This is a genomic window from Streptomyces sp. NBC_00273 (assembly GCF_036178145.1).
Lineage (GTDB): Bacteria > Actinomycetota > Actinomycetes > Streptomycetales > Streptomycetaceae > Streptomyces.
Window position 1 is genome coordinate 1,720,616 of sequence record NZ_CP108067.1, and the last position, 23,103, is coordinate 1,743,718.

17 protein-coding genes and 2 pseudogenes are annotated in these 23,103 nt (G+C 71.6%); 10 read left to right on the forward strand and 9 right to left on the reverse strand.

Annotation, left to right across the window (positions count from 1 at the left end):
* The first annotated feature begins 63 nt into the window (after positions 1–63).
* The 5 genes from OG386_RS07375 to OG386_RS07395 all read left to right on the forward strand — a co-directional run bounded on the left by OG386_RS07375 (position 64) and on the right by OG386_RS07395 (position 5,916).
* Positions 64–1,644 carry a GMC family oxidoreductase gene (locus OG386_RS07375; protein ID WP_328787355.1) on the forward strand — a complete coding sequence of 527 codons (1,581 nt, stop codon included), beginning with the start codon at positions 64–66 and terminating at the stop codon, positions 1,642–1,644.
* A gap of 213 nt (positions 1,645–1,857) precedes the next feature.
* On the forward strand, positions 1,858–2,652 hold the full coding sequence (locus tag OG386_RS07380; protein ID WP_384843725.1) for an SDR family oxidoreductase: 795 nt from the start codon (positions 1,858–1,860) through the stop codon (positions 2,650–2,652).
* 32 nt (positions 2,653–2,684) lie between these two features.
* Positions 2,685–4,133, forward strand: a complete 1,449-nt coding sequence (locus OG386_RS07385) for a cytochrome ubiquinol oxidase subunit I (RefSeq protein ID WP_328787357.1) — start codon at positions 2,685–2,687, stop codon at positions 4,131–4,133.
* Entirely contained in the window at positions 4,130–5,176 is a 1,047-nt protein-coding gene (locus OG386_RS07390; protein ID WP_328787358.1) for a cytochrome d ubiquinol oxidase subunit II, read from the forward strand. The genes OG386_RS07385 and OG386_RS07390 overlap by 4 nt, the downstream gene beginning before the upstream one ends.
* 53 nt (positions 5,177–5,229) lie before the next feature.
* Positions 5,230–5,916, forward strand: coding sequence for a CatB-related O-acetyltransferase (locus OG386_RS07395; protein ID WP_328787359.1), 687 nt, complete (start codon positions 5,230–5,232; stop codon positions 5,914–5,916).
* Positions 5,917–6,214: 298 nt separating this feature from the next.
* Here OG386_RS07395 and OG386_RS07400 read toward each other — a convergent pair whose 3' ends face one another.
* Positions 6,215–7,036 carry a class I SAM-dependent methyltransferase gene (locus OG386_RS07400; protein ID WP_328787360.1) on the reverse strand — a complete coding sequence of 274 codons (822 nt, stop codon included), beginning with the start codon at positions 7,034–7,036 and terminating at the stop codon, positions 6,215–6,217.
* Between the two features lie 21 nt (positions 7,037–7,057).
* Entirely contained in the window at positions 7,058–8,902 is a 1,845-nt protein-coding gene (locus tag OG386_RS07405; protein WP_328787361.1) for a glycoside hydrolase family 15 protein, read from the reverse strand.
* A gap of 205 nt (positions 8,903–9,107) precedes the next feature.
* On the opposite strand from OG386_RS07405, the gene OG386_RS07410 reads away from it, so the two are divergent.
* Complete coding sequence (locus OG386_RS07410) at positions 9,108–9,677, forward strand: TetR/AcrR family transcriptional regulator (RefSeq protein WP_327381408.1); 570 nt, start codon at positions 9,108–9,110, stop codon at positions 9,675–9,677.
* 106 nt (positions 9,678–9,783) lie between these two features.
* Entirely contained in the window at positions 9,784–10,962 is a 1,179-nt protein-coding gene (locus tag OG386_RS07415) for a GDSL-type esterase/lipase family protein (RefSeq protein WP_328787362.1), read from the forward strand.
* 109 nt (positions 10,963–11,071) lie between these two features.
* Here the strand turns inward: OG386_RS07415 and OG386_RS07420 are convergent, their stop codons facing one another.
* Positions 11,072–12,124 (reverse strand): DUF2804 domain-containing protein, encoded by a 1,053-nt coding sequence (locus tag OG386_RS07420; RefSeq protein WP_328787363.1) that lies wholly within the window; start codon positions 12,122–12,124, stop codon positions 11,072–11,074.
* Positions 12,125–12,221: 97 nt separating this feature from the next.
* A pseudogene (locus OG386_RS07425) lies at positions 12,222–12,419 on the reverse strand (MarR family transcriptional regulator); the annotation flags it as partial.
* Between the two features lie 2 nt (positions 12,420–12,421).
* Between OG386_RS07425 and eno the strand changes: the two are divergent.
* A pseudogene (eno, locus tag OG386_RS07430) lies at positions 12,422–13,084 on the forward strand (phosphopyruvate hydratase); the annotation flags it as partial.
* A gap of 203 nt (positions 13,085–13,287) precedes the next feature.
* Positions 13,288–15,414 carry a SpoIIE family protein phosphatase gene (locus OG386_RS07435; RefSeq protein WP_328787364.1) on the forward strand — a complete coding sequence of 709 codons (2,127 nt, stop codon included), beginning with the start codon at positions 13,288–13,290 and terminating at the stop codon, positions 15,412–15,414.
* A gap of 130 nt (positions 15,415–15,544) precedes the next feature.
* Here the strand turns inward: OG386_RS07435 and OG386_RS07440 are convergent, their stop codons facing one another.
* A complete protein-coding gene (locus tag OG386_RS07440; protein ID WP_327381412.1) occupies positions 15,545–16,180 on the reverse strand; it encodes a carbonic anhydrase in 636 nt (211 codons plus the stop codon).
* A 113-nt stretch (positions 16,181–16,293) separates the two neighbouring features.
* Entirely contained in the window at positions 16,294–16,938 is a 645-nt protein-coding gene (locus OG386_RS07445; protein ID WP_328787365.1) for an L-threonylcarbamoyladenylate synthase, read from the reverse strand.
* A gap of 600 nt (positions 16,939–17,538) precedes the next feature.
* Here OG386_RS07445 and OG386_RS07450 point away from each other — a divergent pair.
* Positions 17,539–18,000 (forward strand): hypothetical protein, encoded by a 462-nt coding sequence (locus tag OG386_RS07450; protein WP_328787366.1) that lies wholly within the window; start codon positions 17,539–17,541, stop codon positions 17,998–18,000.
* A 68-nt stretch (positions 18,001–18,068) separates the two neighbouring features.
* On the opposite strand, the gene OG386_RS07455 is transcribed toward OG386_RS07450, so the two are convergent.
* The 3 genes from OG386_RS07455 to OG386_RS07465 form a co-directional block, all read right to left on the reverse strand.
* Positions 18,069–20,966: an AfsR/SARP family transcriptional regulator gene (locus OG386_RS07455; protein WP_328787367.1), complete on the reverse strand. Its 2,898-nt coding sequence runs from the start codon at positions 20,964–20,966 to the stop codon at positions 18,069–18,071.
* Positions 20,967–21,164: 198 nt separating this feature from the next.
* Entirely contained in the window at positions 21,165–21,569 is a 405-nt protein-coding gene (locus tag OG386_RS07460) for a peptidoglycan-binding domain-containing protein (RefSeq protein WP_328787368.1), read from the reverse strand.
* A gap of 251 nt (positions 21,570–21,820) precedes the next feature.
* A complete protein-coding gene (locus OG386_RS07465; RefSeq protein ID WP_328787369.1) occupies positions 21,821–23,077 on the reverse strand; it encodes a PucR family transcriptional regulator in 1,257 nt (418 codons plus the stop codon).
* Positions 23,078–23,103: the final 26 nt, after the last annotated feature.

The window sequence follows — 23,103 nt, forward strand, 5'->3', positions numbered from 1 at the left end:
GGGGACCCTGCCGCGACGGACCCGCCGGGGCGGCGGCACCGCAAGCCGAGGACGGTGATCCGGTTGAACGACGCTCCGCACTACGACGTCATCGTCATCGGAACGGGCGCGGGCGGCGGCACGCTCGCCCACCGGCTCGCCCCGTCCGGCAAGCGGGTGCTGATCCTCGAACGCGGCGGCTTCCTCCCCCGCGAACGCGACAACTGGGACTCCACGGCGGTGTTCGTCAAGGGGAAGTACCGCGCGCCCGAGTTCTGGTTCGACCGACACGGCCGCGAGTTCCCTCCCGAGGTCAACTACTACGTCGGCGGCAACACCAAGTTCTACGGCGCGGCGCTGTTCCGGCTGCGCCCCGAGGACTTCGGGGAGCTGCGCCACCACGACGGGATCTCGCCCGCCTGGCCGATCCGTTACGAGGACCTGGAGCCGCACTACACCCAGGCGGAGCACCTCTACCGGGTGCACGGCCGGCACGGCGAGGACCCCTTCGAGGGGCCGGCGAGCGCCCAGTACGCCCACCCGCCGGTGGAACACGAGCCGCGGATCCAGCAGTTGAGCGACGACCTGGAGAAGCAGGGCCTGCACCCCTTCCACCTGCCCATCGGGGTCGACCTGGACCAGGACGCGGCAGGCCGGGCGACCCCGTCCAGCGTCTGCATCCGCTGCAACCGGGTCGACGGCTTCCCGTGCCTGGTGCGCGGCAAGTCCGACGCCCAGGTGATCTGCGTGGAGCCCGCGCTGCAGCACCCCGGCGTCGAGCTCGTCACCCACGCCCACGTGCTGCGGCTGGAGACGGATCCGACGGGACGCACGGTCAGCGCGGTCGTCGCCCGCCTCGCCGGCGGCGAGGAGGCCCGGTTCTCCGCCGACCTCGTGGTCGTGGCCTGCGGCGCGGTCAACTCGGCCGCGCTGCTGCTCGCTTCGGCGAACGACCGGCATCCGCGGGGCCTCGCGAACGGCTCGGACGTGGTCGGGCGGTTCTACATGCGCCACAACAACCTGGCCCTGATGGCCGTCTCCCGGGAGCCGAACGACACGCAGTTCCAAAAGACCCTCGCCCTGCACGACTGGTACCTGGGCGCCGACGACTGGGACTACCCCCTCGGCGGGATCCAGATGCTCGGCAAGTCGGACGCCGAACAGATCCACGGCGAGGCCCCGCGCTGGGCCGGCGCGGTGACCCCGAACATGCCGTTCGAGGTCATGGCCCACCACGCGGTGGACTTCTGGCTGTGCGGGGAGGACCTGCCGCTGCCCGACAACCGCGTCACGCTGGACGGCGACGGCCGCATCCACCTCGCGCTCGACGAGTCCCACAACACGGCCGGGCTGAAGCGGCTGCGGCACAAGCTCCAGAGCATGCTGGGCCGCCTCGGCATGCACGAGCACCACCTGTTGGACCACAGCCTGTACCTGCACAAGGGCATGCCGATCGGGGCCACCGCACACCAGGCGGGCACCGTGCGGTTCGGCACCGACCCGGCGTCGTCGGCCCTGGACCTGAACTGCAAGGCGCACGAACTGGACAACCTGTACGTGGTCGACACGAGCTTCTTCCCGAGCATCGGCGCGGTCAACCCGTCCCTGACGGCCATTGCGAACGCCCTGCGGGTGGGCGACCACCTCCTCGAACGGATGGGCTGACCCGCGACGGCGACACCGCCGACCGGGCGAAGATCCTGCGCCGGGTGGCGCAACGCGGGGCGCAGCGGGCTGCCGCGCCCCGGAGGCGGTGATTGGGTGACGCCGGACCCGCCGGGGTGCCGTCACCCCCGACGGCACGGGGTGGCGGTGCGAAGGAGGCAGTCCGCCGTGAGTTCGACCGAGGGCGTACCCCGGGGTGTGATCCCCGCGCACCTGCTCCGGGGCCAGAAGGCGCTGGTGACGGGTGCGAACTCCGGAATCGGGAAGGCCACGGCGATCGGCATGGGCCGGGCCGGGGCGGACGTGGTCGTGAACTACGTGGCCGGCCGGGAGGAGGCCGAGAAGGTCGTCGCGGAGATCGCCTCCTTCGGGGTGCGCGCGGCGGCGTACGAGGCGGACGTGTCCGACGAGGGCCAGGTCGTGGCCATGACGGAACGCATGGTCGAGGAGTTCGGGACCATCGACATCCTCGTCGCCAACGCCGGCCTCCAGCGGGACTCCGCCTTCACCGAGATGACGCTCGCCCAGTGGCAGAAGGTCATCGACGTCAACCTGACGGGACAGTTCCTGTGCGCCCGCGAGGCGACGAAGGAGTTCTTGCGGCGCGGGGTCGTCCCGGAGGTCTCCAGCTCCGCGGGCAAGATCATTTGCATGAGCTCGGTGCACCAGATCATCCCCTGGGCCGGGCACGTGAACTACGCCTCCTCCAAGGGCGGCGTGCAGATGATGATGGAGACCCTCGCCCAGGAACTCGCCCCGAAGAAGGTCCGCGTCAACGCGATCGCCCCCGGCGCGATCCGCACGCCCATCAACCGCAGTGCCTGGGACACCGAGCAGGCCGAGCAGGACCTGCTCAAGCTGATCCCGTACGGCCGGGTCGGTGACCCCGAGGACATCGCCCACGCAGCCGTCGGCCTCGCCTCCGACCTCATGGACTACGTCGTGGGCGCCACGCTCTACGTGGACGGCGGAATGACCCTCTTCCCGGGCTTCGCCACCGGCGGCTGACCCTCCATCCGCTCGGCCCCGGGGAGGGACGCATGCACACCACGCTCCACCTGCTGGCAGAGGCACCACCTCAGATGCTGCCGGCCCGCTCGCTCATGGCCTTCACCCTCGCCACGCACATCATCCTGGTGCCCATGGGCGTGGCGCTGCCGCTGATCACCCTGATCATGCACGGCTACGGCCTGCGGCGCGGCGACGCGACCGCCCTGCTGCTGGCGCGCCGCTGGTCGGCGGTCATGGCGGTGCAGTTCGCCATCGGCGTCGTCACGGGCACCGTCCTGTCCTTCGAGTTCGGCCTGTTGTGGCCGGGGCTGATGGGCCGGTGGGGCGATGTGTTCGGGATCGGCTTCGGCGTCGAGGCGTGGGCCTTCTTCCTGGAGGCCGTCCTCATCGCCATCTACCTCTACGGGTGGCGCCGGCTGCCCGCCCGTACCCACTTCCTCCTCGGACTGCCGCTGCCGGCGACGGCCCTGCTGGGCGCGTTCGGCATCCTGGCGGCCAACTCCTGGATGAACACCCCGCGGGGCTTCTCCCTCGACTCCGAGGGCAATCCCGTCGACGTGAACGTCTGGAAGGCGATCTTCACGCCGATGTTCGGGCCGCAGTACTGGCACTTCGTCGTGGCGATGCTGCTCACCGCCGGATACGTCGTGGCCGGCGTCTACGCCGTCGGCTGGCTGCGCGGACGCCGAGACCGCTACCACCGGCTCGGCTTCACCGTTCCGTTCACGGTGGCGGCCGTGTTCACTCCCGTCCAGTTCATGCTGGGCGACGCCATCGCCCGGGCGGTGTTCCAGAAGCAGCCGGTCAAGTTCGCGGCGATGGAGATCGTCTGGAACACCGACACGCACGTCCCGGAGTACCTCTTCGGGCGCCTCCACCCCGACGGGACCGTCACCGGCGGAATCAAGATCCCGCAACTCGACTCCATCCTGGCCGGCTTCAGCCCCGACACCGAGGTGCACGGACTGACGTCCGTACCGGCGGAGAACCGGCCCACCGTCACCCAGGCCACCCTCATCCACTGGACCTTCGACATCATGGTGGGCATCGGCTCGGTGCTCCTGCTGCTCGTCGTCTGGTACGCGTTCGTCTGGTGGCGCCGCCGCCGGCTGCCCGCCTCGCCGTGGTTCTACCGCAGCGCCGCTTGCGCCGGCGTGGCCAGCGTCATCGCCGTCGAATGCGGCTGGATCACCACCGAGGTGGGCCGCCAGCCGTGGATCGTCTACGAGAACATGCGGGTCGCCGAAGCGGTGACCGGGGCCCGCGCCGACTCCTTGTGGACCATGTTCGCCGTGGTCGTCGTCGTGTACGTCCTCATCTTCGGCTCCTTCCTGGCCGTGCTCCTGAAGATGCGCACCCGATGGCGCCTGGACGACGAACGGAGCCGTGAGACGGGCACGACCGCGACACCGGAGACCGATACCCCCTACGGCCCCCGTTCCGCCGTCACGGCATCGACCGAGGACGGCAAGCCGTGACCGCCGCCGGTGTGATCGCCGCCGTCCTGCTCCTCGCGGTGGCCGCCTACACCTGCGCCGGCGGCACCGACTACGGGGCGGGCTTCTGGGACCTGACGGCGGGCGGCGCGGAACGCGGGAAGCGACCCCGGTGGCTCATCGACCACGCCATGGCCCCGGTCTGGGAAGTCAACAACGTCTGGCTCATCTTCGTCCTGGTCATCATGTGGACCGGGTTCCCGGAGTTCTTCCAGACCGTGTTCTCCGCGATGTGGCTGCCCCTGGCCCTCGCCGCCATCGGCATCGTGCTGCGCGGCGCCGGCTTCGCGCTGCGCAAGCCGACCCGCAAGATCGCCGGACGGCGCGTCTACGGCGCCGTGTTCGCGGTCTCCTCGCTCCTGACCCCGTTCTTCCTCGGTGCCGCCGCCGGCGGGATCGCCTCGGGGCGCGTGGGGCCGGGCACCGAGCCGACGGCGCACGCCTGGTTCAACCCGACCTCCGTCTTCTTCGGCCTGCTGGCCGTCGTCGGCACGGCGCTGCTCGGAGCGGTGTTCCTGGCCGCGGACGCCGTCCGATACGAAGCCCCCGACCTGCACGCCTACTTCCGGCGGCGGGCACTGGCCACCCTCGGCGCCTTCGCCGTGCTGGGGGCGGTCACCCTGATCGTGGCCCATGCCGACGCCCCCCACCTGTGGCACGGCCTCACCCACGGCGCCGGGCTCGTCCTCATCATCGTGGCCGTGCTGGCCACCGTCGTCACGGCATGGCTGCTGCTGCGCACCTCCGGGGCGTGGTCCCGGCCGGCGGCCGTCGTCCTCATGGCCTCGTCCGTGATCGCGTGGGGCGCGGCGCAGCGCCCGTACCTCATCCCCGGCCGGCTGACGGTGGCCGAGGCGGCGGGGGCGCCCAGCACCCTGCACTGGCTGATCATCGTGACGGTGGTGGCCGCGGTCCTGGTCTTCCCCGCCGTGGCCTTCCTGTACCGGCTCGACACCCGCGGCGACCTGGAACCCCTCACCGATGCCGACCTGCGCCGCGGCGGCGACCCGGAACCCGGGGCCTGACGGAGCCCGTCGACCGTCCCCAGAACACCGGAACCCCGTACGGCACGCGCAGAATGGAGCTCCCGCCAGCCGTCACCGCACCGAAAGCGACCGCCGTGAACCGTCTTCCCGCGGATCCGACCGTGCTCCACCCGTTTCCGGACCAGCCGCGCGTGGTGCTGCTGAAGCCACTGCTGACGTCACCGCTGATCGAGGCGGGTGAGTACTCGTACTACGACGACCCGGAGGATCCGACCGCGTTCGAGACCAGGAACGTCCTCTACCACTACGGGCCGGAGAGGCTGGTCATCGGGAAGTTCTGCGCGCTGGGCACCGGGGTCCGGTTCATCATGAACGGGGCCAACCACCGGATGGACGGCCCCTCCACGTTCCCCTTCCCCATCATGGGCGGTTCCTGGGCCGAGCACTTCGACCTGCTGACCGACCTGCCCGGCAGGGGGGACACCGTCGTCGGCAACGACGTCTGGTTCGGCTACGGCACGACGGTCATGCCCGGAGTGCGCATCGGGCACGGCGCCGTCATCGCCTCGGGTGCCGTCGTGGTCGACGACGTCCCCGACTACGCCGTCGTCGGCGGCAACCCGGCCGGACTCATCCGCACCCGCTACTCCGACGACGACATCGCCCGCCTGCTGTCGATCGCCTGGTGGGACTGGCCGGCAGCGCACCTGACCGCGCACATCCGGACCGTCATGTCGGGCACCGTCCACGACCTGGAGAAGGCCGCACCCCGAGCGTGAGCGGACGGGGCGTACGACGTCGTCGAAGGACTCGGCGAACGCGTGCGGAGACCGTGCCAGTTCCGGCAGTACCCGGTCCGCTGCGTCGCGCCGCCGAGGCCGGGTGCCAGGGCTGAGTGCCGCCCGGTCGAGGACGGGTTCGCCCGGCTCCGTGCCGTCCTGCCACATCCGGGCCCGAGCATCGACATCGGCTGACAGGTAGCAGACCAGGAGTGCTGCCAGATGCCGCGGCGTATCGGAGGCGGGCCCAAGGGCACGGAACAGTGCGGACCGGCGAACGACCCAATGACGACAGGGCCTAGCGCAGGCGGGCCGTGGCCACGTGGATGTTGAAGGCGCAGGGGACGTGCCCGTCCGATGTCGTCATGGCCCTCACCTCGGCGAGGAAGGCTCGGCGCAGACGCTCCACCGTCGCCCGATCGAGCGGGCCGAGATCGTAGAGACCGGACACGGCGGTCCATACCTGCTCCACCGGTCCGCTCAGGTCGAGGGGAACGGTCTCCCAGTCGACCGCCGTGAAGCCTGCCGGTCCGAGGACTTCGTCGAGCCCTTCGCGGCTGCGTGCCCTCCGGTCCCCCAACGCCGGGATGCGCTGTGCGGCCGGTGCCTCCTCGATCGTGGCCCGCAGCAATGCGAGGAACCGTTCATAAGCCTCTCCGCCCACGGCCCCACCCCCCACTACGCATGCCAGAACCCCTCCCGGAGACAGCACGCGCGCAACTTCGGCCACGACGTGCTCGATCTCGCCCATCAACATCAGCGCCATGTGGGAAACGCACGCGTCGAAGCTGTCGTCGGCGAAGGGAAGCTCTTGGGCCCGGCCTTCCTCCAACTTCGCTGCGGACAGCGCCGGTCGACGTCGTGCCAGGGCCAGGGAGTGCGCCGACAGGTCCACCCCGGCGAGTTCCCTCCCGCCCTTTCGGGCCAGTAACTCGAGCAGGTGGCCGTCGCCGCAGCCGAGATCCAGCACGCGCGTGCTTCCGGTCACCCGATCGCACAGGATCTCGTAGCTGGACCGGCCGTCGGGAGCGCGGCCACGCCCGAGCGCTTCCGCGGTCACTGCCGGGTACTCCGCGTGGAACGCCTGGAGGAATGCTTCTTGCGATGCAGTAGTCGTCACGTGCCCAACCTACGGGCACCCCTACCGGATGGGGCCCCGGTTCAGGGCCGCGTCGAGCGTGATCGCCGCGTCGATGAGGGCGAGGTGGGTGAACGCCTGCGGGAAGTTGCCCAGTTGGCGCCCGGTCAGGTCGATCTCCTCGGAGTACAGGCCCAGGTGGTTTGCATAGCCCAGCATCTTCTCCAGGACGAGGCGGGCCTGGTCGATCCGGCCGGCCCGGGCGAGTGCGTCGACGTACATGAAGGTGCACAGCGAGAAGGTGCCCTCGGAGCCGCGCAGGCCGTCCGGAGACGCTTCGGGGTTGTAGCGGTACACCAGGCTGTCGCTGACCAGTTCCTGCTCCATCGCGTCGAGGGTGGAGGCCCACATCGGGTCCTGGGGGGTGAGGAAGCCGACGGTCGGCATGCGCAGGAGGGACGAGTCGAGCACCTCGCTGCCGTAGTGCTGGACGAAGGCGCCGCGGCCCTCGTTCCACCCCTTCTCCATGACCTGTTGGAAGATCCGGTCCCGGGTGGAGTTCCAGCGCTGCATGGGCGCGGGACGGCCGCCGGCCGCGGCGAGCCGCAGCGCGCGGTCGAAGGCCACCCATGACATCACCCGGCCGTAGGTGAAGTCCTTGGCCCCGCCGCGGGTCTCCCACAGGCCCTCGTCGGCCTGGTCCCAGTGGTCGGCCAGCCAGTCCAGGACGTGGACCATGCCGGTCCATCCGTGGTAGCCGAGGTGGATGTCGTGTCCGTGCGCGAAGGAGATGCTGTCCAGCGCCTCGCCGTAGATGTCCATCTGGAGCTGGGTGGCGGCCCCGTTGCCGATGCGGACGGGGGCCGAGCGTTCGTAGCCCTCCCAGTGGTCCAGGGTCTCCTCCTTCAGGTCGGAGGAGCCGTCGACCGCGTACATGATGTTCAGCGGTCCCGATTCGCTCTCGCCGCCCGCCCGTTCCTTGATGCGGTCGTCGAGCCACCCGATGAAGGCCTTCGCCTCTTCCGTGAAGCCCATGCCGAGCAGGGCGTACACGGAGAACGAGGCGTCCCGGATCCACGTGTAGCGGTAGTCCCAGTTGCGCTCGCCGCCGAGCTGCTCGGGCAGTCCCGCGGTGGGGGCGGCGACGACGGCGCCGGTGGGGGCGTAGGTCATCAGCTTCAAGGTCACGGCGGAGCGCTCCACCGCCTCGCGCCAGCGGCCGGTGTAGCGGGAGGTGCTCAGCCAGGTCCGCCAGTAGCCGATGGTGGCCTGGAAGAGCTCCTCGTACTCGGTGAGACGGACCTGCCGGGGCGGCCCGTCGGCGGCCGACTCCAGGATCAGGCCGCGCTGTTGCCCCGCCGTGAGGCGCAGGGTGAGGTGCAGGTCGCGCTCGCCGGCGCTCAGGAGTTGACCCAGCCGCTCGTCCTCCGGTTCCCGGATGGTGTGCACGGTCAGGGTGGCGCCGTCGGCGGTGAACACCGCCCCGTTCTGCGTGAGGTTCAGGTCGTGCGACTTGCGCCCGTAGTCGAACCGGGGCGCGATGTCGACGTCGAAGGTCATGCTGCCGCGCACGCAGCGGACCATGCGGACGAGTCGGTGCCGGGGCGTGATCGTGGTGCCGGTCAGGGGCATGAAGTCGACCACCTCGCCGGCGCCGGCCTCGGTCATGAAGCGGGTCACCAGCACCGCGGTGTCGGGCAGGTACAACTGCTTGGTCGCGTACGTCGCGTGGGCCGGGCGGACCGTGCAGTGGCCGCCCTTGTCCTTGTCCAGCAGGGCTCCGAACACGCTGGGCGAGTCGAAGCGCGGGCAGCAGAACCAGTCGACCACCCCGTCGGAGGTGACCAGCGCCGCGGTCTGCAGATCGCCTATCAGGCCGTGGTTCTCGATCAGCGGGTACTCGTCCATCAGGGCGTCCCTTCCGGAATGCGTCGCCGCCCGGCTCTCGGCCCCCCGAACCAGCGTATGCCGGGCCCGCTGCACCGTCCCGCCGAGCCGGACCCCACGACGTACGTCACTCGTACGGCGCAGATCCCATAAGGAAGGTTGATTTGCCTATAGCTTTTAGGTAAATACATAATGGCTGTCGTCAGATCGAGGGAAGGTGAAGGTCATGGTGAGGGTGGGACTGACCCCGGAGCGGCTGACCCTGGCGGGGGCCGAGATGGCCGACGAGGCCGGATTCGACCAGGTGACCCTTTCGGCGCTCGCCCGGCGGTTCGACGTCAAGGTCGCGAGCCTGTACTCGCACCTGAAGAGCTCCCACGAGCTCAAGACCAGGATCGCCCTGCTCGCGCTGGAGGAACTGGCCGACCTGGTCGCCGCCGCCGTGGCCGGCCGTGCGGGCAAGGACGCCCTGATCGCCTTCGCGAACGCCTACCGCGACTACGCGCGGGCGCATCCCGGGCGCTACGACGCCGCCCGGCTCAGGCTCGACCCGCAGACGGCTGCCGCCAGCGCAGGGGTGCGGCACGCTCAGATGACGCGGGCGATCCTGCGCGGCTACGACCTGGCGGAGCCGGACCAGACGCACGCGGTCCGCATGTTGGGCAGCGTGTTCCACGGCTACGTCAGCCTGGAGGCAGCCGGCGGCTTCAGCCACACGGCCGTCGACTCGCAGGAGTCCTGGGCCTGGACCCTGGAATCGCTCGACGCCATGCTGCGGCACCGGAACACCCCTTGAGCAGCGGCGCCCCGCGCGCCGCCCAGGACCCACTCCCGCACCTACGTGCCGTACCCGTGTCCCGTACCTATGTCCCCCCCTACACCCGGATCAGCAGGCTGAGGCAATGAGCAGCGAACAGGGCTGGATCACCACACCCGTCACCGCGGACATCCTGCGCGGGCACCTCGACGTGGAGCGGACCGCGCGCGGTCTGCTGCCGCACCGACTGCCTGCCCGGGCGCGGCAGCAGATCCCCGACGACCTGCTGGCCGTGGCCGAGGCCCAACCCTCCGGCGTACGACTGGCCTTCCGCACCCGGTCCACCGTCATCGAGCTCGACACGCTGCCCACCAAGCGGGTCTACAAGGGGTTCCCGCCCCCGCCGGACGGCGTGTACGACCTGCTGGTGGACGGCCGCCTCACCGCCCGGGCCACGGTGGCCGGCGGCAACGTCCGTACGGTCACCGACATGGTCAGCCAGACCGCGGAGCTGACCGAAGGGCCCGCGGGGACCGCCCGGTTCGCCGGTCTCCCGGCGGGTGACAAGGACATCGAGATCTGGCTTCCGCACACGGAGGTCACCGAGTTGATCGCCCTGCGCACCGAAGCCCCCGTCGAGCCGGCGCGCAGCAGCGGGCGCAGGGTGTGGCTGCACCACGGCAGTTCCATCAGCCACGGGTCGAACGCCGTCCGCCCGAGCGCCATCTGGCCCGCCCTGGCCGCTGCCCGGGGCGGAGTGGAGCTGGTCAACATGGGGTTCGGCGGGAGCGCGCTACTGGACCCGTTCACGGCGCGTGCGATGCGGGACACCCCCGCGGACCTGATCAGCCTCAAGATCGGCATCAATGTCGTCAACGGTGACACGATGCGCCTGCGCGCCTTCGTCCCCGCCGTCCACGGCTTCCTCGACACCATCCGCGAGGGCCGTCCCACGACACCGCTGCTGGTGGTCTCCCCCCTTCTGTGCCCGGTCCAGGAGGACACGCCCGGCCCGCTCGCGCCGGACTTCGACGGCGGGACCCTGCGGTTCAAGGCCACGGGCGATCCGGCCGAGCGCGCTGCCGGGCGGCTCACCCTCAACGTCATCCGCGACGCGCTCGCGGCCGTCGTGCAACAGCGGACGGCCGACGACCCGAACCTCCACCACCTCGACGGACGCGACCTGTACGGCGAGAGCGACCACGCCGAACTCCCGCTGCCGGACGCGGTCCACCCCTGCCCCGAAGGGCACCGCCGCATCGCCGAGAACTTCGCGCGGCTGGCGTTCACGGGCGACGGCCCCTTCGCCGCGACGACCGGCTGACCCGCCACGGGCCGGGGCGGCGCCGCGAGTCGGAGCGACGCCGCGAGTCGGAGCGACGCCGCGAGTCGGAGTCGGGCGTGCGTCCGGGTGCGGCCTGCGGTGTGACGGCCTACCAGCGCATGCGGACGTCCTCGGCCCAGCCCAACAGCCGGTCCACCGCGATCCGCTCGCCGTCGTCCGTGCGGATCGAGCCCGTGTAGTGGCCGAAGCACTGGTCCGTGCGGTTGGCGAGGAGCCCGATGTCGGTGCGGGTGGACCGGTTGTGGAACGGGGTGAACACCAGGTCCACCCGGTCCGATCCGGGGCTGCGGATCGACCACGGTGCCAGGTGGTCGCCCGGGGACCAGTGCCACTCCAGCTCCTGGCCGATCTTGCTGATCCGGCCGTCCACGCACACCGCGTTCTCGGTCGCTCCGGTGCCGCGGGTCCAGCGGCCGCCGAACTGCAGCCCGACGGTGCGGCCGTCGGTACGCCCGGACGCGGCGCCCCAGTTCCACACCACCGAGCGGGGCCACCGGCCGCGCCCGTGGTCGAGGGTGCCCCAGGCGTCGTCGCCGAACGCCAGCACGTCGCCGCCGATGCGCACCGTCCCGGACGCGGGCCGGGCCGTGTGCTTGGAGGTGTACTGGAAACGACGTTCGTCCCAGGGGACCACCACGGAGAGGGTCTCGTGCCCGGCGGGCATCTCGACGTGGAGGTCCACCTCCACCGGGAGGCCCTGCGGGCTCAGACAGCGCGCCCGCAAGCGGGTCCCGGAGCCCTCGCCCCGGATCTCGATCCTTACCCGGCTCCCGGCCGGCCGCGGCGGTCCGACCACGAGCGCAGGAGACCCCGGATCCGGAGCTCCGGCGATGGTGTCGGGGAGACGGACGCCGAATCCGCCGGGCAGGATCGCGGTGCGCTCGAATTCCCTTACGGTCGAACCGTATTCCAGGACGTAGACCGAGTTAAGGGCCAGGTAGTCGAGGTCGCTCACGGTCAGGGCCACCAGGTGCGTGGGCGTGGTGACGCACCAGTACTCCCACCGCTTCGTCCGCCCCCAGCCGGGAATCCGGCAGCGGTGCAGCGGTCGGCGCGACCAGCCGATCGCGTCCGGGGCGATCCTTCCGTCGGTGCCGCACAGGTCGACGGGCGCGACGATCTCACGTTCGTGCGTGGGCATGGCCGGACCCTATCGGCCACGGGCCCACCGAAGCGGTCGGTCGCGAGAACCCCCGACCGATCGGCCGCCTGGGAGGCGAACGTCGCCCGTCGGAGTGCTAGCGCGTGGCGAGCCGCTCCAGTAGGGCGGCGCTCCGTGCCAGCAGCGCCCGCTCCTCCTCGGTGAGTTCGGCCTCGATGGCTTGCGCGAGCCAGCCGGCCCTGCGGCCGCGCTCCGCTTCCAGCGCGGCCCGGCCCGCGTCCGACAGTTCGACCAGCGCCTTGCGGCCGTCCGTGGGGTGCGGCCGGCGCGTGATTCGGCTTCGCGCCGGCGCTGCGCAGCGCCGAAGAGGCGCTCGACTTCGTGATGGCCGCCATCGAGCGCACCGGCTACCGCCCCGGCACGGACATCGGCCTGGTCATGGACCCGGCGTCGTCGGAGTTCTTCCGCGACGGGGTGTACGAGTACGCGGGCGAGGGCGTGCGGCGCACTCCCTCCGACAACGTCGACTACCTGGCCAAGCTCATCGACGCCTACCCGATCGTCTCCATCGAGGACCCGATGGCGGAGAACGACCCGGACGGCTGGCGCGAGCTGACCGCCCGCGTGGGCGACCGCTGCCAGCTCACCGGCGACGACGTGTTCTGCACCAACGAGACGCTGCTGCGCGAGGGCATCCGCACCGGCGTCGGCAACTCGGTCCTGGTCAAGGTCAACCAGATCGGGACCCTGACCGAGGCGCTCGCCACGGTGGCCACGGCCCACCGGGCGGGCTGGACGGCCGTCATGTCGCACCGCTCTGGCGAGACGGAGGACACCACGATCGCGGACCTGGCGGTGGCGACCGGCTGCGGTCAGATCAAGACCGGGTCGCTCTCCCGTTCCGACCGCACCGCGAAGTACAACCAACTGATCCGGATCGAAGAGGAGCTGGGCGACTCGGCGCGCTTCGCGGGTCGCTCGGCGCTCTCCCGGACGTGAACGACGGGCGGAAATGCCCGGCAAATGCCAGTTTCTTCGGCCATATCGGCCACAGATGCAATGCTGGATGGTACCCGGGTTGGAGAGTGCCGCCCGCACGGGAGGGGAGGAGGATGAGATGAGGGCCGCGGGGCGCGCAGGGGACCGGATCATCGGGTCCCGTGCCCGCCGCACGGGGTGAAGGAGGAGGTCCGGTCGTGGTCATGTCCGAGACGTTCCGGGCCGGGCCCGGCCCGGCGAAAGTGGTCCCCTCCGAGCCCGGCGGACTGCTGGACGTTCTGAGCGTGGCCGCGGTGGTCCTGGACGCCGACGGGCGGATCACGTTGTGGAGCCCCCAGGCACAGGACCTGTTCGGCTGGTCGGCCGAGGAAGCGCTCGGCAGCTACGCGGCGAAACTGCTGGTCGTCGAAGAGTACGTGGACCTGGTCCTCGAACGGTTCGGCAAGGTCATGGCCGGCGGCGGCGCCTGGGCGGGCGTGTTCCCCGTACGGCGCAAGGACGGCTCCACACGGCTGGTGGAGTTCCGCAACATGCGGCTGCAGGACGAGCACGGCGGCGTGTACGCCCTGGGGATCGCCTGCGACGAGGCCGTACTACGGGGCGTGGAGCGCGACCTGGCGCTGTCGGTGCCCCTGGTGGCGCAGTCCCCGCTCGGGCTGGCGGTGCTCGACACCGACCTGCGCTACGTCCTGGTCAACCCGACGCTCCAGCGGATCAACGGCCTGCCCGCCGAAAGCCACCTGGGCCGTACACCCGGTGAGGCCCTGCCGTTCCTGGACACGGACGCGATCGAAGCCGCCATGCGCCAGGTCCTGGTCACCGGCGTGCCCCTGCTGGACCAGTACGGCACCGGGCGCACCCCCGCCGACCCGGACCAGGAGCACGCCTGGTCGGGCTCGTACTACCGGCTGGAGGACCCGCGCGGACGGGTGATCGGTGTGGCCCTCATGGTGGTGGACGTCACCGACAGCTACCGTGCGGCCAAAGAGGCCGCCGAAGCCCGTAGGCGCCTCGACGTCATCGCCCGTGCGTCGGTGACCGTCGGGACCACCCTGGACCTGGAGCGCACGGCCCGCGAGCTCGCCCACCTCGTCGTGGCCGACCTGGCCGACATCGCCTCGGTCGACGTCCTCGACTCCGTCCTGGAGGGCAGCGTCGCCACGGCGCCCGGCCCCCGGACGGGGCAGGCGCTCTTCATGGCCCTGGCAGTGGCGACGGCCTACGAAACGACCTCGGTCCGCGTCACCGACCCGGTGGGCGAACGCATCACGTATCCGGCCGAACGCCTGGTCACCCGCTGCGTGAGCACCGGGCGCCCCGTCCTCGTGTCGCACGTCACCGGCGCGGACCTGGCGCACATCGCGCGCGACGCAGCCGCCGCGGACCTCCTCGCCCACGAGGGTGCGCACTCCTACCTGGCCGTACCCCTGACCGCCCGGGGCCAGGTCCTCGGCGCCCTCGGCCTCCTGCGCACCCGCAATCCGCTCCCCTTCGACCACGACGACGTCACCCTGGCCGGTGAGCTGGCCACCCGCGCCGCCATCGCCATCGACAACGCCCGCTGGTACCAGCACGCCACCGACACCGCCCTGACGCTCCAGCGCCACCTCCTCCCCCACCCCCCGCCCCGGTCGGCCGGCCTGCAGATCGCCTACCGCTACCAGCCCGCGGCAGCGGCCAGCGGCATCGGCGGCGACTGGTTCGACGCGATCCCCCAGCCACGGGACAAGACCGCTCTCGTGGTCGGCGACGTCATGGGGCACGGTGTCCATGCCGCCGCCACCATGGGACAACTGCGCACGGCCACCCGTACCCTGGCGGACCTCGGCCTCGACCCGGCCCGGGTGCTGCGCCACCTCGACCACATCACCGCCGAGCTGGACGGGACCATCGCGACCTGCGTCTACGCCACCTGGGACCCGCACCGCTCCCGCTGCCGCGTCGCCCTCGCCGGCCACCCGCCCCCCGTCGTCATCCGGTCGGGGCAGGCCCCCCGCCTGCTCGCCCTCCCCACCGGCGTGCCGCTCGGCACGGGAGACCTCGGCCGTGCAGACTTCGAGAACACCGTCCTCGACCTGCTCCCCGGGGACCGGTTGGTCCTCTACACCGACGGCCTCGTCGAAACCCGCGACGACGCCCTGGACGACCGCCTCGACCTGCTCCTGCGCCTGCTCGCCGATCCCGGCCTCCCGCCGGAGGCGACCTGCGACCGGCTCCTGGACGCACTGCGACACCACGACGCGACCGACGACGTCGCCCTCGTCATCGCCCATGTACGACCCCACCCGCCCGCGGCCTCGGCGCCGCCCGCGCCTTCGAGGACGCACTGACCCTCCGACCGGTGGCCTCCGTGGCGCGGACGGCCGTCAGGTCCTGAGTCCTGGCGCACACGGCGACGACGGAGGACCCCCGCCCGCCCCAACGCTGCCGTCGTGCGGCGCCCGGCCCGTCAACGGGCGCTCAGGCCGACACCTCGCTCGGGAGGCCGCGGGTGGTGATGACCCGGGCGCTGCCGTCGGCCAGTCGGTAGGACAGGCCCACCACGGCGGTGCGCCCTGCCGTGACCTGGTCGGCGAGGACGCGGGAGCGGTCCATGAGGAGGTCGACGGTGTGCCGTATGTGCTCGGCGATGATGTCGTCCTCGTCGGTGAGTCCGGCGGCGCGGGCGGCCAGCACGCTGGGGGTGACGCGTTCGATGACGTCGCGCACGTATCCGGTCGCGCTGACGCCGTCGGTCAGGGCGGCGCGGGTCGCGGCGACCGCACCGCACTTGTCGTGGCCCAGCACGACGACCAGCGGGCTCTCCAGCACGCTCACCGCGTACTCGATGCTGCCCAGGACCTCCGGACCCGCGACGTGGCCCGCGGTGCGGACGACGAACAGGTCCCCCAGCCCGCGGTCGAAGATGATCTCGGCGGCCAGTCGCGAGTCGGAGCAGCCGAAGAACACCGCGAAGGGACTCTGAGCCGGTGCGGTCTCGGTGCGGCGGGCGGCGTCCTGGTTCGGGTGCTCGGGTGCGCCCGCGATGAAACGCCGGTTGCCGGCCAGCAGCAGCTCGAAGGCCTCGGACGGAGTCGGTGACAGCGAGGTACTCATGACCGCAGGCTACGACCCCGCCCGGACCGCCACACTGCGGGGTCCGGCGAAGGACCGAGGTGCGACGGCGGCCCGGCTTCGCGCCGGCACTCCGCGATGCCACCTGCCGGGGGTCACGGCTCCAGCAGGTCGGGCACGACGCCGCGCAAGGCGTGGGCGCTGATGGCGCCGGCACGCCTGAGGACCGGTACCGGGCCGGTGAGGTCCACGATCGAGGAGGCGACGGCGGCCTCGGTGCGCCCGCCGTCGAGGTAGACGGCGACGGAGTCGCCCAGCATGTCCTGCGCGGCGTCGCAGTCCTGCGGAGAGGGGCGGCCGGTCAGATTGGCACTGGAGACCGCCATCGGTCCGGTCTCGGCGAGCAGCTCGAGCGCCACGGGATGGGACGGCATCCGGACCGCGACCGTGCCGTGGGTCTCCCCGAGGTCCCAGGTCAGCGAGGGCAGATGACGGGCGACCAGGGTCAGCCCGCCCGGCCAGAACGCCTCCACCAAGGCCCACCCCTGCTTGGGCAATTCGGCGACCAGGTCGTGCAGGGCGTCCGGGGAGGCGACCAGCACCGGCGAGGGCATCGCACGGTCCCGCCCCTTGGCTCCCAGCAGGCTGTCCACCGCGTCCGCGTTGAAGGCGTCCGCACCGATGCCGTAGACGGTGTCCGTCGGGAGCACCACGAGCTCGCCCCGGCGTACCGCCCGGGCGGCCGTGCTCAGCCCGTCGGTCCGGCCGGAAGCCGTGGAGCAGTCATATCGAAGGGCCATGGCCGATCTCCATCCCACCGGGCTCTCGGCCCGCACCTGCTGGATTACCCCGGCAGGGTACCGGAAAGGGCGGCCCCGCCCGGGCCCGTCCTGCGGTCTCCTCACCCGCGCCACGGTCTGCCCGGGGCCGTGTGGTGGTGGGCCGGGGGGATGTTCCGGCAGGTTCAACGACAGTCGCACCACGGCCATCACCCGTCCGGGTGACGGACCCTCCGCCGGGCGGTTCGAGCCGAATGCTGGAGACGAGCAGCTTCCGCACCGCCCGTGGGGCGCTGGCCGGGATTCTGGCCGGGTCCAGCAGACCGAACAGCGCTCCCGGACCGTCCCCGACGGCGCGAGCGGCTGGCTCGGCGCCTTCGTCACCGTGCCTCGAGACCACCGGACCGGACGGCCTTCAGGAGGTCGACTCGACTCCGACGTGCGGCGGTGACCGGCTGAGATCGCTGCGGCGGCCCCGTTGGCAGCGCGTTGGGCACGTGTTGGGTGCCGCGTGCACTCTTCCCACGTCGACCGAGGGGCTCCGGACACCGGGCCCCCGGCCGTCGACGGGGGCCCGGTGCGGGTCTCCCCGCCCAGCACTCGACGAAGACGGGACGGATCATGCGCATCAAGGGAAGTCGGATACTCACCCGGGCTCTGCCGGTCGCGGCCATGGCCCTCGCCACGCTGGTGACCACGGGCAATCCCGCCTCGGCCGCCGGACTGGGGTGCAGCGAGTACGCCTGTGACGGCTGGGACCCCGGCCCGGTCAGCTGGGACTCCGGCCCGAGCACCGACTCGACGGCGACCATCGACGGTTACGCCACCGTGGCGCTGCGCTCCGGCAAGAAGGACGGCAGATGGTACGGCTGGGCGAAGACGGCCACGCGCTACTACAAGTACGGGGTGTGGATCGACCGGTCCACGGACGGCGGCAAGACGTGGGACGGAACGCGCGGATACGAACACCGTGACGGGGGCGAGGCGTACACGTCCATGCAGTACTGGCCGGACGGCACCTGGCTGCGCGCCTGCGTGAACGTCGAGGGCGTCAAGCTGGCGTGCACCGCCTGGGTCAGCTGACGCGCTTCGGCGTTCCGGGTGGTGGCCCCGAGCGAGTGCTCAGGGCCACCGCCCGAAGGCGCGGGGTGCTACGGCAGCGCGGCCAGGCCCGCGCGGCTCCGCTCGATGTGCTGCGTCATGCCGTGGCGCAGCCCCAGCTCCAGGCACTGGTCCCAGCAGGCCCGTGCGGCGTCCCACTCGCCGAACTGGTGGTGCGTCCGGGCCATGAAGGCCAGGCAGTCGGCCGTACCGCCGAGGTCGTTCATCCGCTGCCGGATGGTCAGCGCCTCCGTCTGTGCCTCCAATGCCGCTTCGCGGCGGCCGAGTTGTCGGTGGATGTCGCCGAGCTTGGTCAGGCTGGTGGCCAGGAAGACCCCGTGCCGCTGCTCGCGAAGCGCCTCGATGACCTTTTGGTAGTACGTCGCCGCCAGGGCGTGTTCGCCCCGCATCTCCTGGGCGTCCGCGATCCGGCTCAGGGCCAGCGCCTCGCTGGCTGCGTTGCCGACGTTCCGGTACAGCTCGTACGACCGCTCGGCGTGGGCGAGTCCCCGCTCGGCGTCCCCGATCTGGACGTAGAGGCTCGACACGTTGCCCAGGATCGAGGCCCGGGCCAGTTCGTCGCCGGCGTCCGTGAAGAATCCGAGCGACGCGTTCAGATGCTCCAGGCACTGGTCGTTGCGGTTCGCCATCCCGTGGGCAACCGCGATCCTGCGGTGGAGCCAGGCGCGCCCGAGCGTGTCGTCGTGGGCCGTCGCGGTGTCCATGGCCTGTCGCAGGCAGGCGTCCCACTCGCCGGTCCACCAGTGCGTGGTCGCGTACCCGAACAGTCCGACGGCCAGGCGCCAGGCGATGTCGGAGCGTCCCAGCGCCCCGGCCCTGGTGATCGCCTCGCGGATCGCGGGCAGTTCCCGCTTGGTCCACGCCAAGGCGTCCGCTTCTTCGGCGAACGCGGGCACCGCCGGGTCCTCGGGGCCGTCGAGCGGCGGTGGGGACTGCGTCTCGTGGCTGGCCACTGCGCAAGCCGTCGCGACGGCCCGTGCGTACCAGGTGAGCAGCCTCAGGGTGGCGCTCTCCCGCTCCGACGCGGTGACGTCCTGCGCCGCCCGCTGTGCCGCGTACTCGCCGAGGAGGTCGTGGAGCGCGTACGCGTCGGGCTCGGGGCTGTGCACGAGGTTCGCGTCGACCAGCAGTTCCAGTGCGGCGGCCGCGTCGTACTCCGTCGCGCCCAGCAGGGCGGCGGCCGAGCGGGTGGTCACGGCGTGGGGCTGCCACAGACCCAGCAGCCGGAAGGCGCGGGCCGCTTCTCGTTCCAGGTCGTTGTCGCTCGCGCGCATCGCCAGGTAGCTCATGTCGAAGGTGTGCCGTACGGCGACCGAGCCCATGGCCAGGGCCTGGAGGCGCCCCCGGTGCGGAGTGAGGCGCTCGGCCAGCAGTGCCAGCGGCCAGGACGGCCGGGACGCGAGCCTGCCGCCGACGATCCGCAGGGCCAGCGGGAGGCCGCCGCATGCAGCCAGGATGTCGGCCAGGGCAGCCGGCTCGTCCGTGATCCGATCGGCTCCGCAGAGCCTGGACAGCAGGATCCGCTGCTCGTCGGGGCCGAGCGGCCCGAGGGTCACCATCAAGACGCCGGGAAGCTCTGCCAGCAGGTGGCGGCTCGTGATCAGGGCCGCACCGGGGCCGTCGGACGGTAGCAGCGGGGCGACCTGGGTCGCGTCCCGCGCATTGTCCAGGACCAGCAGTGTGCGTCGGCCTTCGAGCGCGGCCCGGAACAGGGCGGCCCGGTCATCGGTGTCGTCGGGCAGTACGTCGGGGCGCACCCCGAGGTCGGCCAGGAACCGGGCGAGCACGTCGTGGGCACTGCGCGCGCCCCCGCTGCTGAACCCCCGTAAGTCCGCGTAGAGCACGCCGTCGGGGAACTCCGCACGCGCCAGGCGCGCCACGTGGACGGCGAGGGCGGTCTTGCCGATGCCGCCCATGCCCGAGATGACGACGGGCCGCAGGGGCTCCGCCGTCCGGTGGCCATCGCTGCCGCGTGCGCGGCCGTCGCTGTCGGTGTCGGTGTCGGTGTCGGTGTCGGTGTCGCCATCGCTTTCGTCTTGGTCTTCGTCCGGGACCGGCGCCGGTCGACGCAGCAGCCCCAGGACGGCCGCCGCCTCGGCTTCACGACCAGTGAATTCAGGTACGGAAGAAGGGAGTTGATGGGGAGAGGAAGCCGTCGGCGGAGCCGGGCGCGGTTCCGGGTCCCGATCGAGCAGTTCCCGGTACGCCTGGTGGACGGCGGCACCGGGTTCCGTACCGAGTTCGTCGACCAGCGACCGTCTCAGCGCGTGGAAGACCTCGAACGCCTCGGCTTGGCGTCCGCTGCGGTGCAGCGCGAGCATGAGCTGGCGGTGGAGCGCCTCGCGCAGCGGGTTCTCGGCCGCCAGGGCGGCGAGTTCGGTGCAGATCTCGCGGTGCCGCCCGAGGTGGAGGTCGGCGTCGAAGGCCCACTCGTGGACTTGGAGGCGCGCCTCGTCGAGCTGGTGGACGCGTAGGGACGGGGCCCGGTGCTCGGAGAACGGGGAGAGATCGACGAGGGGCTCACCGCGCCACAGGGCCAGCGCCGCCTCGCTCTCCGTGCGGACCGTGTGCCAGTCCCCCGCGTGGTGGGCGAGGCCTGCGGCACGCGCCCGGGCCTCGAACACCTCGATGTCCAGTTCGCCGTCCCGTACGAGGAGTCGGTAGCCCGGGGCCACGGCGAGCAGGCGCTTGTCCCCGGTGGCGGAGAGGATCCTGCGCAGGCGGGTCGCATGGTTCGCGAAGGACGCTTCGACGCTGGACGGGAGCCGCTCGCCCCACATGGCCTCTTTGAGGGCGTCCTTGGGCACCACCCGGTTGGCTTGGAGGAGCAGGGCTGCCAGCAGGACGCGAACCTTCAGACCCGCGACCGGCGCCAGCGCCGTACCGTCGTGCACCACCAGCGGTCCGAGCAACCCGAACCTCAACATCTCGCCCCCCGAGCGTCAACGGTCGGCATCCGCGTGTCGGCGGGACCGGCTAGGGCAGATCGTAAGCCGCTCGGGGGGCGCAAGATCCAGGGATTTCGGCGGGCGCGGCGGGGCGGCCTCCCGCCCCGCCCGCACCCGTACCACCGGCCGCTGTCCGTCCCGGCAGTCGACTGTTCCTTGCCGGGACGGAACGCCGGTCTAGTACGTGGTCGGCAGGTAGGTGTGGCAGTAGCCGTTGCCCGCGCCGCCGCCGCTGTAGTACGGGTCGCCCTCGAACATCAGCATGTCGCCGGTCTGGGGGCCCACGATGCCATCGGCCTTCAGGCTGCCGCCCGTACCGTTCTGGACGTCGATGACGGCCTGGCGGGTCTTCGGGCCCCAGGCACCGTCCTCGGCGACCTTGGCCACGCCCCAGTAACGACCCCGGTCGATCGCGTAGTTGATCATGCGCTGGACGCACCACACCGCGTGGGTGTTGTTCGCACGGCCGTTGCCGATGTACGGGGCGCTGGTGGAGGCGTTCGCGGTGCCGCTCATCGCGGTGGCGGCCAGGGCGGTCGCCACCGCCGCGAGAGCGGTCCGGCGGGCAAGGGTCCTCAACATGTCGTTCCTTCCGGGTTGTGGTCTCGAGCCGGTCGGGCGGATGACGAGGTCGATTCGCGGCTCGCCGTGCATCGTGTCCGACGGCCCCAACGGGCCACCAACATCGCTCACACCGACGTGTTGGAACCGGGAGCGGGTGCGGGTCCGGACCTTGGCCGCAGCCCCGGCCGCAGGGGCGGTCGCACACCATGGAGCGGCCCGGCCGCCCCGCGAAGGGGCGGCCGGGCCGCTCCAGGCCCTGTCCGCTCGGGTCACAGACCGTTGACCCGGGCCATCCTCTCCGCGACGAGCGGCGGGAAGTTCGTCGTGATGGCCCGGCCCGTTCTGCGTCCCATCCGGGAATGCTGGAGTCGTACCTGCGCCATCAGCCGGCGGCTGCGCAGGGCCATCTCCAGCTCGAAACGGGTGCGGGGGTCACGCAGCCCCGGCCCGAAGAGCTTCTCCAGCTGCCGCATGCGGTACCGCACGGTCTGGGGATGCACGCTCAAGGCCTTCGCGGCCTCCGGGGCGCCGCCGCCTTCGAACCAGGCGAGGAGGGTCACCTCCAGCCGCTCGCTCTGGCGTGGGGTCAAGCCGGCCAAGGGCCGCAGCCAATGGGCGGCCAACGCATGGGCCAGCGGCTGGTCCTGGAGGAGGAGCAGCGTGGAGAGGTGGTCGTCGACGAAGACCGGCCGGGTCTCGGCACTGGGGCGGGCCGGGGTGAGCGCGAGCAGGCGCAGGGCCCAACGCAGGGAGGACGCGGTGTCCGTCAGGGGAACCGCGTGGCCCACGGCTGCGAAGCGGCCGCGCAGCGGGAGTTCCAGCGCGGCGCGGGTGTCCGGGTCCGCACTCGGCACCAGGAGGCAGGGCTGGCCCGCGAAGACGCCGGCGAGGGGGTTGTCCAGTACGGCCGCCAGCTGCTGCGTCTCGCCGGGGGTGGCCAGTACGACGCCGCGTACGGCTGGTGGCAGCGGCCAGCCGGCCGCCTCGGCCAGCTCGGCGAGGGACTGCTTCGAATCAGCCCTGTCGTCGGTGAGCACCTTGAACAGCTCCTCGCGGGCCCGCTCGCGCGGTGCGGCAGACGCGTACCGGTCCGCTGCGGTGTTCGCGACGGCGTCCGCGTCGGTGTCCTTGGCGGTGTTCGCGGCAGCGACTGTGGCGCTGCGGCGGTCGCGCTGCCTGGGCACGAGGCCGGTGCTCCGTATCACCTCCCGGGTGAAACCGGGGGTTTCCTCCTGTCTACTGTCATGTCCGTCATCGCTCGCCCGCTCGGAGCGGGGGCGGCCGCCGCTCGGCTCCCGGTCATCGGGTTGCCGGTAGCCGAGGAAGTTGCACAGCGCGTTCTCCACCGAGTGCCTGAGCGATTCTTCGTCGATGGTCTCGTAGTCGTCGACGAGTGCCGTGAATGTGGGAGTCCCGTGCAGGAGCTCCTTCACTATCTCGTCGGCCAGCACGGGCAGCTCCCTGCGCAGGATGCGGGTCCACTCGCCTCGGGGGCGGGACCAGATGCGGTTCAGGAGTTCGCACATCGTTTTCCTCGTTCATGCCGGGGTGA